At 34.7% G+C, this 13687-nt stretch carries 15 protein-coding genes; 2 read left to right on the plus strand and 13 right to left on the minus strand.

Annotated elements, in window-relative coordinates; all coding sequences use genetic code 11:
• Positions 1–244, plus strand: a 244-nt coding sequence (locus tag QQS35_RS09120) for a hypothetical protein (RefSeq protein WP_285931697.1), incomplete at its 5' end; no start/stop codon positions are given.
• On the opposite strand, the gene QQS35_RS09125 is transcribed toward QQS35_RS09120, so the two are convergent.
• From QQS35_RS09125 to QQS35_RS09160, 8 genes are all read right to left on the minus strand, one after another.
• The gene (locus QQS35_RS09125; RefSeq protein WP_285931699.1) at positions 210–1322 is read right to left on the minus strand and encodes a GerMN domain-containing protein; all 1113 of its coding nucleotides are present in this window, start codon (positions 1320–1322) and stop codon (positions 210–212) included. The two genes, QQS35_RS09120 and QQS35_RS09125, sit on opposite strands and share 35 nt — an antisense overlap.
• Positions 1323–1625: 303 nt before the next feature.
• Positions 1626–2432: a glutamate racemase gene (gene racE / locus QQS35_RS09130; protein ID WP_285931700.1), complete on the minus strand. Its 807-nt coding sequence runs from the start codon at positions 2430–2432 to the stop codon at positions 1626–1628.
• A gap of 24 nt (positions 2433–2456) precedes the next feature.
• Positions 2457–2909 (minus strand): MarR family winged helix-turn-helix transcriptional regulator, encoded by a 453-nt coding sequence (locus tag QQS35_RS09135; protein ID WP_285931701.1) that lies wholly within the window; start codon positions 2907–2909, stop codon positions 2457–2459.
• 291 nt (positions 2910–3200) lie between these two features.
• A complete protein-coding gene (locus tag QQS35_RS09140; protein WP_077621319.1) occupies positions 3201–3425 on the minus strand; it encodes a helix-turn-helix domain-containing protein in 225 nt (74 codons plus the stop codon).
• Positions 3426–3643: 218 nt separating this feature from the next.
• Positions 3644–4090, minus strand: coding sequence for an acyl-CoA thioesterase (locus QQS35_RS09145; RefSeq protein ID WP_285931703.1), 447 nt, complete (start codon positions 4088–4090; stop codon positions 3644–3646).
• A gap of 66 nt (positions 4091–4156) precedes the next feature.
• Entirely contained in the window at positions 4157–4918 is a 762-nt protein-coding gene (sdhB, locus tag QQS35_RS09150) for a succinate dehydrogenase iron-sulfur subunit (protein ID WP_285931705.1), read from the minus strand.
• Between the two features lie 15 nt (positions 4919–4933).
• Positions 4934–6685 carry a succinate dehydrogenase flavoprotein subunit gene (gene sdhA, locus QQS35_RS09155; RefSeq protein ID WP_285931706.1) on the minus strand — a complete coding sequence of 584 codons (1752 nt, stop codon included), beginning with the start codon at positions 6683–6685 and terminating at the stop codon, positions 4934–4936.
• 49 nt (positions 6686–6734) lie between these two features.
• Positions 6735–7355: a succinate dehydrogenase cytochrome b558 subunit gene (locus tag QQS35_RS09160; RefSeq protein WP_285931707.1), complete on the minus strand. Its 621-nt coding sequence runs from the start codon at positions 7353–7355 to the stop codon at positions 6735–6737.
• A gap of 330 nt (positions 7356–7685) precedes the next feature.
• Between QQS35_RS09160 and QQS35_RS09165 the strand changes: the two genes are divergently transcribed.
• Complete coding sequence (locus QQS35_RS09165) at positions 7686–8120, plus strand: YslB family protein (protein WP_285931709.1); 435 nt, start codon at positions 7686–7688, stop codon at positions 8118–8120.
• A 199-nt stretch (positions 8121–8319) separates the two neighbouring features.
• Here the strand turns inward: QQS35_RS09165 and uvrC are convergent, their stop codons facing one another.
• The 5 genes from uvrC to QQS35_RS09190 form a co-directional block, all read right to left on the minus strand.
• Positions 8320–10116 (minus strand): excinuclease ABC subunit UvrC, encoded by a 1797-nt coding sequence (gene uvrC, locus QQS35_RS09170; protein WP_285931711.1) that lies wholly within the window; start codon positions 10114–10116, stop codon positions 8320–8322.
• Between the two features lie 161 nt (positions 10117–10277).
• Positions 10278–10592 (minus strand): thioredoxin, encoded by a 315-nt coding sequence (gene trxA, locus QQS35_RS09175; protein ID WP_285931713.1) that lies wholly within the window; start codon positions 10590–10592, stop codon positions 10278–10280.
• Positions 10593–11242: 650 nt separating this feature from the next.
• Positions 11243–12223, minus strand: coding sequence for an electron transfer flavoprotein subunit alpha/FixB family protein (locus QQS35_RS09180; RefSeq protein ID WP_285931715.1), 981 nt, complete (start codon positions 12221–12223; stop codon positions 11243–11245).
• Between the two features lie 36 nt (positions 12224–12259).
• On the minus strand, positions 12260–13033 hold the full coding sequence (locus tag QQS35_RS09185; protein ID WP_285931716.1) for an electron transfer flavoprotein subunit beta/FixA family protein: 774 nt from the start codon (positions 13031–13033) through the stop codon (positions 12260–12262).
• A 29-nt stretch (positions 13034–13062) separates the two neighbouring features.
• Entirely contained in the window at positions 13063–13647 is a 585-nt protein-coding gene (locus QQS35_RS09190) for a TetR/AcrR family transcriptional regulator (RefSeq protein WP_285931717.1), read from the minus strand.
• Positions 13648–13687 lie beyond the last annotated feature (40 nt).

Genomic DNA, 13687 nt, shown 5'->3' on the forward strand with positions numbered 1-13687 from the left:
GTTAGCTGAAGCCGTGCCCGTGGAAAGCGGAGTATTCTGCCCGAACGAAGTATTACAACTCAATCCCCATTGCAACAGAAAGAATTTTACAAATGCAAAGAATACTTATTGCGGACTTTATATCAAGTTTGACGGTTATAAGCAACAATATTTAAAGAAAGCTAACACAAAAAAAGAAAGGCTGGAAATATCCAGCCTCCTTGTCCACTTTATAAGCTTCCTGTTGGAACAAACATGTCTCTAGTTACAGGTTCTGAATAAGGTACCCCGTCTTCATTAAATACCTCTTCTAGATTTTCTACTTTTACATTTACTGCTTCAACTCCGGGTTGTTCTGTTAAAGTTAATACCAATGTCTCCATCACTTCATCAGATATAGACCCTTTTTCAACATTGTCCAATATATTCTCATTGAAGTTTAGCGTTAATGTACCATCTTTATATTCTGGTTCTTCTGTTACATTAATGCCAGTATTAAATACATTTAATACATCTAACTCTAGGGATGGCCCCTCCATCAAAGCTTGTACAATTGATTGATATTCATTATCTTCTACTTCAACATGCTGTGTTACAGGTACATAATAAAACGTATCATTATGTTGAGCTGGATAGTAAAGCGTAACAGCTTTACTATCCATTAAATCTACTGACCCAGCTTGATGAATATTGATTCCATTTGCTCTGGAGTATCCTTCTGAAATTGGTGTGCCATTTACCGGCATTTCTGTTTGTTCATGACCATTAATCCATAAATTTATTTTTTCCACATTCTCAAACTGCGTTAGCGTGAATGTCATTGCTTGAATAATTTTCTTTTCATCCTCAGGACGATATTCAGCAAACTCTTTTGATACATCCACTATTAATGTCCCGTCTTCTTTTATATTCAAACCTATTATTTCAGTACCTGAAGGAATAACTGCTTCAAACCCATCTGGTAATAATTCTGTTACTGGACCACCTTTAACTAAATATTCAAGAGCCTGAGTTGCAACTGCCTTGGAATCTTCTTTAGGTAATTCTAATGTTTGTGGTGCAACCATACCATTCGAATCAAGCAAGTATAGCTGTCTCTCCACAGTTTCAACTTCTTCAACTGAATCTGATTCCTCTTGTTCAGAATCCATCTCATCTGTTTCTTCTGATTCCTCTGGTTCAGTCTCGCTTGTTTCTAGTTCTTCTACGTTATCTAAACTTGCATTCTCAGGCGCGTCTATCTCTTCTAATGTTTGTTCCCCTTGAAAAACACCACATCCAGATAGTAATAGTAGTGTTAAACTGATTAAACAAGTGAAAATCCAAATTGAACTTCTCTTCATGCTTTTCCCTCCTACGATGGTTTGTACTACTATATATACGAGCTTTATATCAAAATAGACCATGCATGAAAAAGTTTTTATTTTTATAAATAAAGTTTTTACGTTCTAATGTGGATATTTAAACTTTCGATATTTTAATATACAATCATAGACTTTTTTTTATTTAATAATCTAATGTTGTTTTCGTCCTTATATGACCAAGATATTAAGTCACGCAAAGTAAGCAATGGAGTTTTACATGGCTGTTTCTGCATATTTTATAATTTCCTAACAACAAAAAAAGCAAGCTAAACGTAGCTTACTCTAATCTTTTGATATATTAGCCTTCTCAACAAAATTTATCGATTGATCTAACCAAATTTTAGCTATTTTTTCAAAAACATCCAATCTCCCAGTAGTATAAAATTTGTGCTGTGGGACTCGCTCACCATTATAGAGCTTTTTATGATACCCCATGATCGTACTTACTTCTCGTGCTGTCTCTTCTCCAGAGGATATAATATGAACATGTTCTCCCATAACTTCTTGGATAATATCCCGAATAAGGGGATAATGTGTGCATCCAAGAATTAATGTATCAATATGATTTTTATCCTTTAGTGGCTTAAGTGATTCATAAACTACTTTAAGAGCTTGTGAACCAGATAATATCCCGTCTTCCACCATTGGAACAAACCTGGGACACGCCCAATCATTAACTCTTATCTTAGAATTAATAATTTGTAGTGCCTTAGGATATGCTTTACTATTAATTGTGCCTTCCGTACCGATGACACCTATACGCATGTTTTGAGACATTTTAATTGCTGCTCTTGCACCAGGTTGTATTACTCCAACCACTGGTATATCTAGTTTTTGACGAAGCTGTTCTAAAGTGAAAGCAGTTGCAGTATTACAAGCTACAACTAACATTTTTATATTCTTTTCCAATAAAAACTCAACCATTTCCCAAGTGTACTGAATTACTTCCTCTTTCGGTCTGGGACCATAAGGACATCTTAACGTATCACCAAGGTAAATCAATTGTTCTTTAGGTAATTGGCGCATTAGTTCACTCGCTACAGTAAGACCGCCAACTCCAGAGTCTATTACCCCTATCGGTTGATCCATTGCAAACCCCTCTTTATCATGATGTTATTTCTCTCTGACTAGTTTCATTTGACCATGTAATAATGTAAGAATAGAATGAAGTACATCAATGTTGTCTGTGGAAACATTCTCTAGCACTTCACCTAAATAATCTTGACGCTTTCGAATTACTTCATGGATAATAACCTTACCCTTATCCTGCAAATGAATTCGGACTACTCTACGATCTTTTGTATCCCGTTTTCTTTCGACTAATTCATTCTTTTCCATTCTATCCACGAGGTCAGTTGTTGTACTGAAAGCTAAGTTTATTTTATTCGATAACTCCCCAATTGTTAAATCCCCTTCTTCTAATAACCACTGTAATGCAATAAATTGAGGCATAGTAATTGGATAGTTATCTAATATTTCTCTTCCTTTTTGTTTGATGATACCCGATATATACCTTAATTCCTTCTCAATTTCGGCAATAGTAGAAGTAGTTGTGATTTTTGACAATTTATTTTGGCCTCCTCGTTACCTACGCACTTAAATATATTATTTCACTTAAATGCCTGTCAATATTTTTATGTTTAATAGACTTCTGAACAGCCCTTTATTTTATTATCCTTCACAGCATCGTCAAAATAGGAAATAACCAAATAACCTTTATAAATTTAGTATATCTTTTAAATAGAGATATTGCATTTTATATATCTTTATTAGTCTTCAGTTAAACTATTTCAGAAGTTTAAATTAATTTTCTCGACAACTTAAAAAACCGACTTCCCAAAAGAAAGTCGGTTTTTATTAGAGCTTAAGCTCCCCCATACGCAAGAGCTCTACTACAGCCTGTGAACGCCCCTTAACACCTAGCTTTTGCATCGCATTTGAAATGTGGTTTCGGACAGTCTTCTGTGATATAAATAATTCCTGGGCTATTTCCTTTGTTGTTTTATCCTGTACTAATAGCTCAAATACTTCTTTTTCACGTTTAGTTAATAGTTGCTTCGGCTTGTAGTCATTATCCTTCAAGTCTTAACCCCTCCTTGCTGTCTTCAGAGCCGCATTATGAAGGGTATTTATTTAGTCATGATATATTATGTATTCTAAAGGATATACGTGCTTACAAAATTCAAAAAGAGCTTAAATGCAGCACTCTTATATTCATTTAGTGAATTTGCTTTATCACTGCTTTATTTTTCCTTTGTATATATTTTAGCTTATTTTATATATACAAATAGTTGACAGACCTAGAGTTTACTCAAACTTTTCTTCATCTCCTCGGAAAACGGTGTTGGCTTTCCTGATTGTGGATTTATTTGCACCATTCTTCCTCTTCCAGTAATACATAATTGGTCATCTTGATTCTTTACTAAATAATGTATATCAAATGAAGTGGTGCCTATATAGTGTAGCTTCACATAAAGCTGCAACAAATCACCAAAAAATATCTGTTTATGGTAATCACACTGAAGATCTGCAACAATAGGGATTGGTTTTGTCTTATCAGTTAGTTCTAGAAACAATCCCGCTTTTTTTAAATATTGTATCCTTGCTTCCTCAAAATAAATGAATGCTGCTGTGTTATTAACGTGACCAAACATATCAGTTTCTTGGAACCTAGGAGTGATGGGTATTGAAAATGTAAATTCTTTTTGCCATTTATCTATATCATCTATATAATTTATTTTTTTCATAATCCACCTCACAATATAATCGTAAAAGAAGCCTTTACCACTAGGTAAAGGCTTCTTCCTCATTTATTAATAAGCATAGTCACTTCCGAAGAAATTTTTAAATGATTGGATATTTGTGTCTCGATTTAACGCTGCAATTGATGTAGTTAACGGGATGCCTTTTGGACATACTTGTACACAATTCTGTGAATTTCCACAACCTGCTAGCCCGCCTTCTTCCATCAATGCATCAAGCCGTTCACCCTTGTTCATTTCACCTGTCGGATGTGAGTTAAATAACCTAACTTGGGATAAAGCTGCTGGTCCAATAAACTCAGAGTCACTATTAACATTTGGACAAGCCTCTAAACAAACACCACAAGTCATACATTTTGATAATTCATAAGCCCATTGACGTTTCTTCTCTGGCATACGCGGTCCGGGGCCTAAATCATGCGTGCCGTCAATAGGGATCCAAGCTTTAACCTTTTTCAGTGATTCGAACATACGACTTCTATCCACTGCTAAATCTCTCATAACAGGAAAAGTTGCCATTGGAGCTAACCTGATTGGCTGCTCTAGTTTATCAACTAAAGTCGAACACGATTGTCTTGGCTTTCCATTTATGATCATGGAACAAGCGCCACAAACTTCTTCTAAACAATTAGACTCCCATGCAACTGGAGCTACTTTATCACCATTAGCGTTATAGGGATTCCGTTGAATTTCCATTAACGCAGAAATAATATTCATATTTTCTCTATAGTTTACTTCAAATGTCTCCTCATAGGAAGAAGAATCTGGACTATCTTGACGTGTAATGATTAACTTTATCTTTTGATTAGCCATTATTCGTTACCCCCTTTACTTTTTCTTACTGTAATCACGTTTCCTTGGCTCAATAAGCGAAACGTCTACGTCCTCATAAGAGAATATAGGAGAATTAGTTTCAGGATCAAATTTTGCTTTTGTTGTTTTCAAAAACTCTTCGTCATTACGTTCTGGGAATTCTGGCTTGTAATGCGCTCCGCGGCTTTCATTACGATTATATGCCCCAATAGTAATTACACGAGCAAGATGAATCATATTCTTCAACTGACGTGTAAACATAACACCTTGATTACTCCAACGTGAGGTATCATTAATATTTATATTTTCCCAGCGCTCAAGTAATTCTTGAAGTTTCTCATCTGTTTTTAATAATTTTTTATTATCGCGAACAACAGTCACATTATCTGTCATCCACTCTCCTAACTCCTTATGAAGTTGAAATGCATTTTCTTCTCCATCCATATTCATTAACTGTTCAAAGTAATCTTGCTCTTCTTTTAACTTCGTTTCAAAAAGAGAAGCAGGAACATCATCTATTGTTTTTTCTAACCCATCGATATACTTAATTGCATTAGGTCCAGCAACCATTCCACCATATATAGATGATAGTAAAGAATTAGCCCCTAAACGATTTCCACCGTGTTGTGAATAATCACATTCACCAGCAGCAAAAATACCAGGAATATTCGTCATTTGATCGTAATCTACCCATATGCCGCCCATTGAATAATGAACTGCAGGGAATATCTTCATCGGTACCTTACGAGGATCTTCTCCAACGAATTTTTCATATATTTCAATAATTCCACCTAGTTTTACATCTAGTTCTTTAGGATCTTTATGTGATAGATCCAAATAAACCATGTTCTCTCCATTGATACCAAGCTTTTGATTTACACATACATCAAAGATTTCTCTTGTAGCAATGTCACGAGGTACAAGATTACCATAAGCAGGATATTTTTCCTCTAAGAAATACCAAGGTTCACCATCTTTATAAGTCCAAACTCGTCCACCTTCTCCACGTGCAGACTCACTCATTAGTCGCAGCTTATCATCACCTGGAATCGCCGTTGGATGGATTTGGATAAATTCACCATTAGCATAAATACCGCCTTGCAGATATAACGCAGCAGCAGCTGATCCTGTGTTAATTACAGAATTTGTAGACTTACCAAAGATAATTCCTGGTCCACCAGTTGCTAATATAACTGCATCCGCTTTAAAATCTCTTATTTCATGGGATTGAATATTTTGTGCTATAATCCCACGTCCCGTACCCTCATCATCAATGATGGCAGAGATAAACTCCCAACCTTCATGTTTTGTAACAAGCCCATTCACTTCAGCACGTCTTACTTGTTCATCAAGTGCATACAATAATTGTTGACCTGTTGTTGCACCTGCATAGGCAGTCCGGTGATGCTGTGTACCACCAAAACGTCGGAAGTCTAGTAGACCTTCTGGTGTTCGGTTAAACATAACGCCCATACGATCTAACATATGTATGATACCAGGCGCTGCATCACACATTGCTTTTACTGGTGGTTGATTCGCTAAGAAATCCCCACCATAGACAGTGTCATCGAAATGTTCCCATGGTGAATCACCTTCACCCTTTGTATTAACTGCTCCATTGATTCCGCCTTGAGCACAAACAGAGTGAGAACGTTTTACAGGTACAATAGATAATAAATCAACGTGCACACCTGCTTCTGCCGCTTTAATGGTTGCCATTAGGCCAGCCAGTCCACCGCCCACTACAACAATATTGCGATTACTCATTCCTTGCTCACTCCCCTAGTTTAACTATCTATTAAATAACTTGATTTTTTTATACACCGTACGCAAATTTAATAAGTGTTCTAACACCAATATAAGTAACTGCAACAAATACTAAAAGTGTTGCATAAGTAGCTATTTTCTGAGATCGTGGTGTAACTGTTATTCCCCATGTTACAAGGAAGCTCCATAATCCATTTGCAAAATGGAAAGTTGTAGAAACCACACCTACGATATAAAACCAAAACATGAACGTACTAGATAATATACCTTCCATCAGACTATAATCTAGTTCTGCATTTCCCATACCAATTGCAACTCTAGTTTCCCATACGTGCCATACAATGAATACTAACGTAACAATACCAGTTATACGTTGTAAAAAGAACATCCAATTTCTGAAAAAACCGTATCGTTTTACATTGTTTTTAGCAACGAAGACGATATAAACCCCTAGAATAGCATGGAACAAAATGGGAAGAAAGATAATAAACGTTTCTAGTAAAATCCGAAATGGTAAATCATGCATAAATCCAGCTGCTTTATTAAAACTTTCTTCGCCATATACAGCAAAATGGTTAATTACTAAGTGCTGAACTAAAAATACCCCTATCGGAATTACCCCTAATAATGAGTGTAGTCTACGATAAAAAAATTCCCTATTCTCTGCCATACGTTACCCCCCTCAACAATATTCTAATTTTATTATTTCAATCCATATACATATCCTGATATTAAAGCGCTTTACTTTATAGAAAAGCTACTTTATTTTAATAATTAGAAAAATGTATATTTTGTGACACAACTATTGTACTTCTATCCGCGAAAAGCGTCAAGAAAACGAATTCTTGAAATTAGCACTTACAATCAATAAAACAAGTTGCATTGTCTTCTAATTCAAGCGATAATAACAAATAGACTTAACCCTTATATCATTATAAAATAATTTTGTTTTATTCTAGTAATGTCCAATCTGTTACTGGTTTTTAGGAGGAGGCAAATTGTGCATAAAAATCTCGATAACATTGAGTTAATAGTGAATGAATTACATACATCAGGTGCTGGATACGATCTTATACGTTACGTATGTCTACCAGACCTCTTAGGAAAAGATGCTAATACGATTTTATACGTACTAGGTAAAAATTTAGCAAGAAAGCTAGAATTAAAAACGGTTGAAGATATTATTGATTTTTTCCACAAAACTGGTTGGGGTGACCTAAACCAGATTAAAGAAAAAAGAAGAGAGTATATTTTTGAATTAACTGGCGATGTAATTAAAAATAGATCTGAATCCGGTATACTTGATGAATATCGCATAGAATCGGGATTCCTAGCAGAAGCGATGCAACAAATTAAATCAGCACAATGTGAATGTGTAGAGGAAATTAAAAAGAAAAAACATACGGTAGAGTTTCATGTGATGTATTCAAGATAATACTTGAATACATCTATACTTTCTTTAACTTCCCTATAATAAAAAATTGTCAAATTGCTTGCAAGTAATAACAAAAACGAACTAGCAATAAAATCCATTCGTTAGGAATATAAAAAAACAGACCTTATCAACATGGTGAGGTGGTCTGTTTCTTTTTTTGTTTTTTTATGATTTCATAGAACTGTATAAATGACTAGGTTTACTCTGTTTCTACTCGGTTTTGATTTTTATTTAAATGATCAAGAATTGCTTCTGCAATTGGACTTGGTAGTCCTAGCTTCTTTAATTCATCCATTGAAGCATTCTTTATTTCAGTTATTGATTTAAAATGTGTTAAGAGTAACCTTCGCCGCTTTTCTCCAACACCTGGTATATTGTCAAGTTCTGATTTGAATGCACTTTTTCCTCTTAATTGTCTATGGAAGGTAATTGCAAATCGATGTACTTCATCTTGTATCCGTTGAATTAAATAAAATTCTTGTGACTGTCTTTCTAAAGGTATTACTTCTGGTGGACTACCATACATCAATTCACTTGTTTTGTGTTTATCATCCTTAGCCAATCCACATAACGGTATGTCTAAACCCAACTCATTAACTAGCACATCATTGGCCGCATTCATTTGACCTTTACCACCGTCAATTACAATCAAATCAGGTAAAGGTAAATTTTCTTTTAAGACTCTTGCATATCTTCTTCTTACCACTTCACGCATTGTTTCGTAATCATCTGGTCCTATCACACTTTTCACTTTATATTTTCGGTATTCCTTTTTTTGAGGTCTACCATCTATAAATACAACCATTGCTGAAACTGGATCTGTTCCTTGTATATTTGAATTATCAAATGCTTCTATACGATGTGGTATCTCAATATGAAGTTTTGTACCTAATCCTTCTATAGCTTTAATTGTACGCTCTTCATCACGTTCAATAATTGAAAATTTCTCTTCTAATGCTATTTTGGCATTTTTAGCTGCTAGCTCGACAAGCTCTTTCTTTCTTCCTCGATATGGAATATGAACATCTATGTTTAATAATTCTTTCAAAATATCATTATCTGTAGGTGCCGGTACTAGTATTTGTTTCGGTTTTGGATGATTTTGATGTAAATAAAATCTTCCAATATAACTAACAAAGGTATCTTCTGGATTATCAAAAAATGGAAAGATAGATACGTCTCTTTCAATTAGTTTTCCTTGTCTAATAAAGAATACTTGGATGCACATCCAACCTTTGTCATATGCATAACCAAACACATCTCTATCTATTTTATCGTTTAGCGTCATTTTTTGCTGCTCCATGACGGCTTCAATATGTTGTATTTGGTCCCGTAACTCTTTTGCGCGTTCAAAATCTAGTACTTCCGATGCCTGCAACATCTTTTGTTTAAGGTCACTTTTAATTTCTTTATGCCCACCACCTAAAAAGGAAGAAATACTTTGAACAATACTTTTATTGGTTTCCTGAGAAACCGGATAAACACAAGGTCCTAGACATTGATTCATATGATAGTATAAACAAACTCTATCAGGCATTTTATTGCATTTTCTTAAGGGATATAACCGATCAAGTAATTTTTTAGTCTCACGTGCCGCTATAACATTTGGATATGGACCAAAATATTTCCCTTTATCTTTTTTTACTTTTCTAGTTACTATTAACTTCGGATGCTCTTCCGCAGTCACTTTTAAATATGGATACGTTTTATCATCTTTCAGAAGCACATTATACTTAGGGTCATATTTTTTAATTAAATTCATTTCTAAAATGAGTGCTTCAATTTCTGAAGATGTAACAATATATTCAAAATCAATAATTTCTTGGACCAATCGTTGTGTTTTTTGGTCATTTGCTCCTGTAAAATAAGAACGGACTCTATTTTTCAGTAATTTAGATTTTCCCACATAAATAATTGTGTTATTCTTATCCTTCATCAAGTAGCAACCTGGTTGAGAGGGGAGAACGGCTAATTTCTCTTTTATTTGTTTATTCATTTTTTCACCCCATAAGCACTATAATTCATGTTCATTGTATCATATGTGGACCTCTCCCTCTAAATCTTATAGAAGGGGGAATTCTGACTATGTTGTTAAATAAGAATCCCCTGCCAAAGATATGACAAGGGATTAAACTAAATTATATTTAGTGAAAACTTTTAAGCATGTTTGTTTATTAATTCTTCAAGAGCTTCTTTTGGTTGAAAACCAACAACCTGCTCCACAACCTCACCATCTTTAAATAGAAGAAGTGTTGGGATGCTCATTACACCATATTTACCAGCGGTTTCCTGATTTTCATCAACATCTAATTTTACGATTTTAACTTTATCTTCCATTTCTCCATCAATTTCTTCTAAAACTGGAGCGATCATTTTACAAGGTCCACACCAAGGTGCCCAAAAGTCTGCCAAAACTACGCCTTCACTAGTTTCTGTATTAAAGCTTTGATCTGTAGCTGTTACGATTGCCATTTATAATTCCTCCTCTTGATTCCAATAAATATATTTCCATTCGAGTATATCATTCTAATTTAAAGAAATGCTACTAGTTTGCTTTACACATAGTCTATCCAATCAAATATGCTTTCATGTATATAAATAAAGGATGCTCACTAAAAAAATTCTTATTACATAATAAATATAAAGTACGCAATAGAGCACTGGCCTCGCTCCTCAAGCAAAATTGGCTCCCTTTCCGCAGGCACGGCTTCAGCTAACTCAGAATAAAACCGCTTCTGAGTGGATCTTCAGCTCGCGCTGTTCCTGCAGGAGTGTCGCCAATTTAACTTGATACGCTGAAAAACAGCATCTATTGAATAATCTTTCTTATGATTGTAAATTTTTTTAATATGTTCCGTTACAGTGCATTTAACCAAGGCCCAACTACCTCTCACTTGAAAAGAAAACGATACTGCGAGCGAGGAGACTGAAGCGTTCCCCATGGAAAGCGAGTGTTTTTCCGCAGCGTTGGATCACAACTAAACTAGGGAAGAATGCACAAAAGTTAAGAATGCTTATTGTGGACTTTATATCAACTATGAATATTTAAAAGGAACATAGCATACGAAAAGTTACTAAACAACAGCAACAGTAATAAAATACTGTTGCTGTTGTTTTAGTAGTTAAACGCCTACTTTCACTCGCTCGATTTCTTCGATTAATATCGGTATCACATCAAATAGGTCCCCAACAATTCCATAGTCTGCTATTTGAAAGATGTTTGCTTCTGGATCCTTATTAATGGCTACAATTACTTTTGAATTAGACATTCCAGCCAAATGCTGAATAGCACCAGAAATACCACAAGCTATATATAAATCTGGGGTAACAACCTTACCTGTTTGACCAATTTGTAGTGAGTAGTCACAATAGTCTGCATCACACGCCCCTCGCGAAGCACCAACTGCTCCACCTAAAACTTCAGCTAACTTGTATAGCGGTTCAAATCCCTCTTTACTTTTCACACCCCTGCCACCAGCAATAATCACTTTTGCTTCTGATAAATCTATACCCTCTTTAGTTTTCCGTATCACTTCTTTAATTACTGTACGAAGATCTGATAATTCTACTTCTCTTTTCGAAATTTCTCCCGATCTGCTTGTATCTCTCTCCAAAGGTGAAATATTATTTGGACGAATCGTTGCAAACATAATCCCATTAGTAATAATCTTCTTCTCAAATGCTTTACCTGAATAAATTGGTCTTGTGAAAATAACATTTTCTCCATTATAATCAATTTCGACGACATCCGAAATCAACCCAGAATCTAACTTACTTGCAAGTTTAGGAGTTAAATCTTTTCCAATTGAAGAGTGCCCCATAATAATAGCTTCCGGAGATTCCTCTTCAACAGTTTGAAGGATGGCTTGCGCAAACACATCAGATGTATACGTTTTCATATTTTCGTTTTCAATCATTTGCACACGATCAGCACCGTAAAATATCATTTCTTTTGCTAGTTCAGTTGCATCCTGATAGTGACAGATAACACCAATTACTTCACCACCTTGACTCACACTTTTTGCAGCCGCAATAGCCTCAAATGTAACATTTCGTAATTTGTTATCACGTGCCTCACCTATTACCAGTACTTTTTTACTCATGTCATTTCTCCTTTCCAGTAGTGTTTCTTTAATCCTCTATAACACTTTCGCACTTTTTTTTAATAAAGAGACAAGCTCTTTAACTTGATTATCCATTTCACCTTCTAATACTTTTCCTGATTGACGTTCAGGTGGAAGGAATATTTCAATTGTCTTTGTTTTTTGTTCTACATCATCTTCATCCAGGTCTAAATCATCAATTTCTAATTCCTCCAATGGTTTTTTCTTCGCTTTCATAATACCAGGTAAAGAAGGATAACGTGGTTCATTTAAACCTTGTTGACATGTAATTAATAAAGGCAAACTAGACTCAACTTTTTCTATATCACCTTCTACATCTTTTTCGATACTCACATTTTTATCCTTGATGTCTAATTTCGTGACCGTAGTAACATAGGCAATCTCTAACTTATCTGCTAATCTAGGGCCAACTTGACCACTTGCTTCATCTATCGCAACATTACCTGCTAAAATAAGGTCAAAATCCTTACCATCAAAAAATGCTTCTAAAATTCTGACTGTTGTATATTGATCTCCGTTTTCCAAGTCATCCTCTGTATTAATAAACACAGCTTCATCGGCACCCATTGCTAATGCAGTCCGAAGCTGCTTTTCAGATTCCTGATTTCCAACAGTAACAACCGTGACTTTACCTCCATGATTATCCTTTTGTTTGATAGCTTCTTCAACTGCATACTCGTCATATGGATTAATGATAAACTCAGCATCATCATCTACTATTTTATTGTTTTCAACTACTATTTTTTCTTCTGTGTCAAATGTACTTTTCATTAACACATAAATATTCATTACAAATCTTCCTTTCTACAATTAAATAATTACACTTTCTTTAGACCATTAATGATTAATGTATGAATCTCATCCACTTGATTTATAAGTTCATACTTTTGATCTTTCATGACCCAATTTGTGACTATTTCGTCTAATGTTCCAAACACCATTTGTCGGACCAGTCTAGGATTCAAATCTGACCTAAAGATACCTTCGTCAACCCCGTCTTTAATTATCTGATCCATTACAATTAAGTACCGTTTTAGTACTTCGTTAATTTTAATTCTAAGCTCTTTATTTGATTGCCTAAGCTCTAGTTGAGTAACTATTGCTAAATCGTGATCTTCTGCTAATTGTTTAAAATGCATTCCAATTAAAGCTTTTAATTTCTCATCCGCACCTTGATGCTTCAGAATTTCCTCCTCGATTTTTTCAATGAATTGCCCCATTTTATCTTGAAACAATGAAATAAGAATATCTTCTTTATTTTTAAAATAAAGGTAAATTGTACCATCTGCTACGCCTGCTTGTTTAGCAATTTTAGAAACTTGTGATGCATGGTAACCGTTTTGAGCTATCACCTTCACTGCAGCATCAATAATTTGTTTGAATTTCGGTTTGTTATTATTCATTTTGTTAATCCCTACCTGTACGATTATTATGAATGATTAT

Source organism: Aquibacillus rhizosphaerae, assembly GCF_030282825.1.
Taxonomy (GTDB): domain Bacteria; phylum Bacillota; class Bacilli; order Bacillales; family Amphibacillaceae; genus Aquibacillus_C; species Aquibacillus_C rhizosphaerae.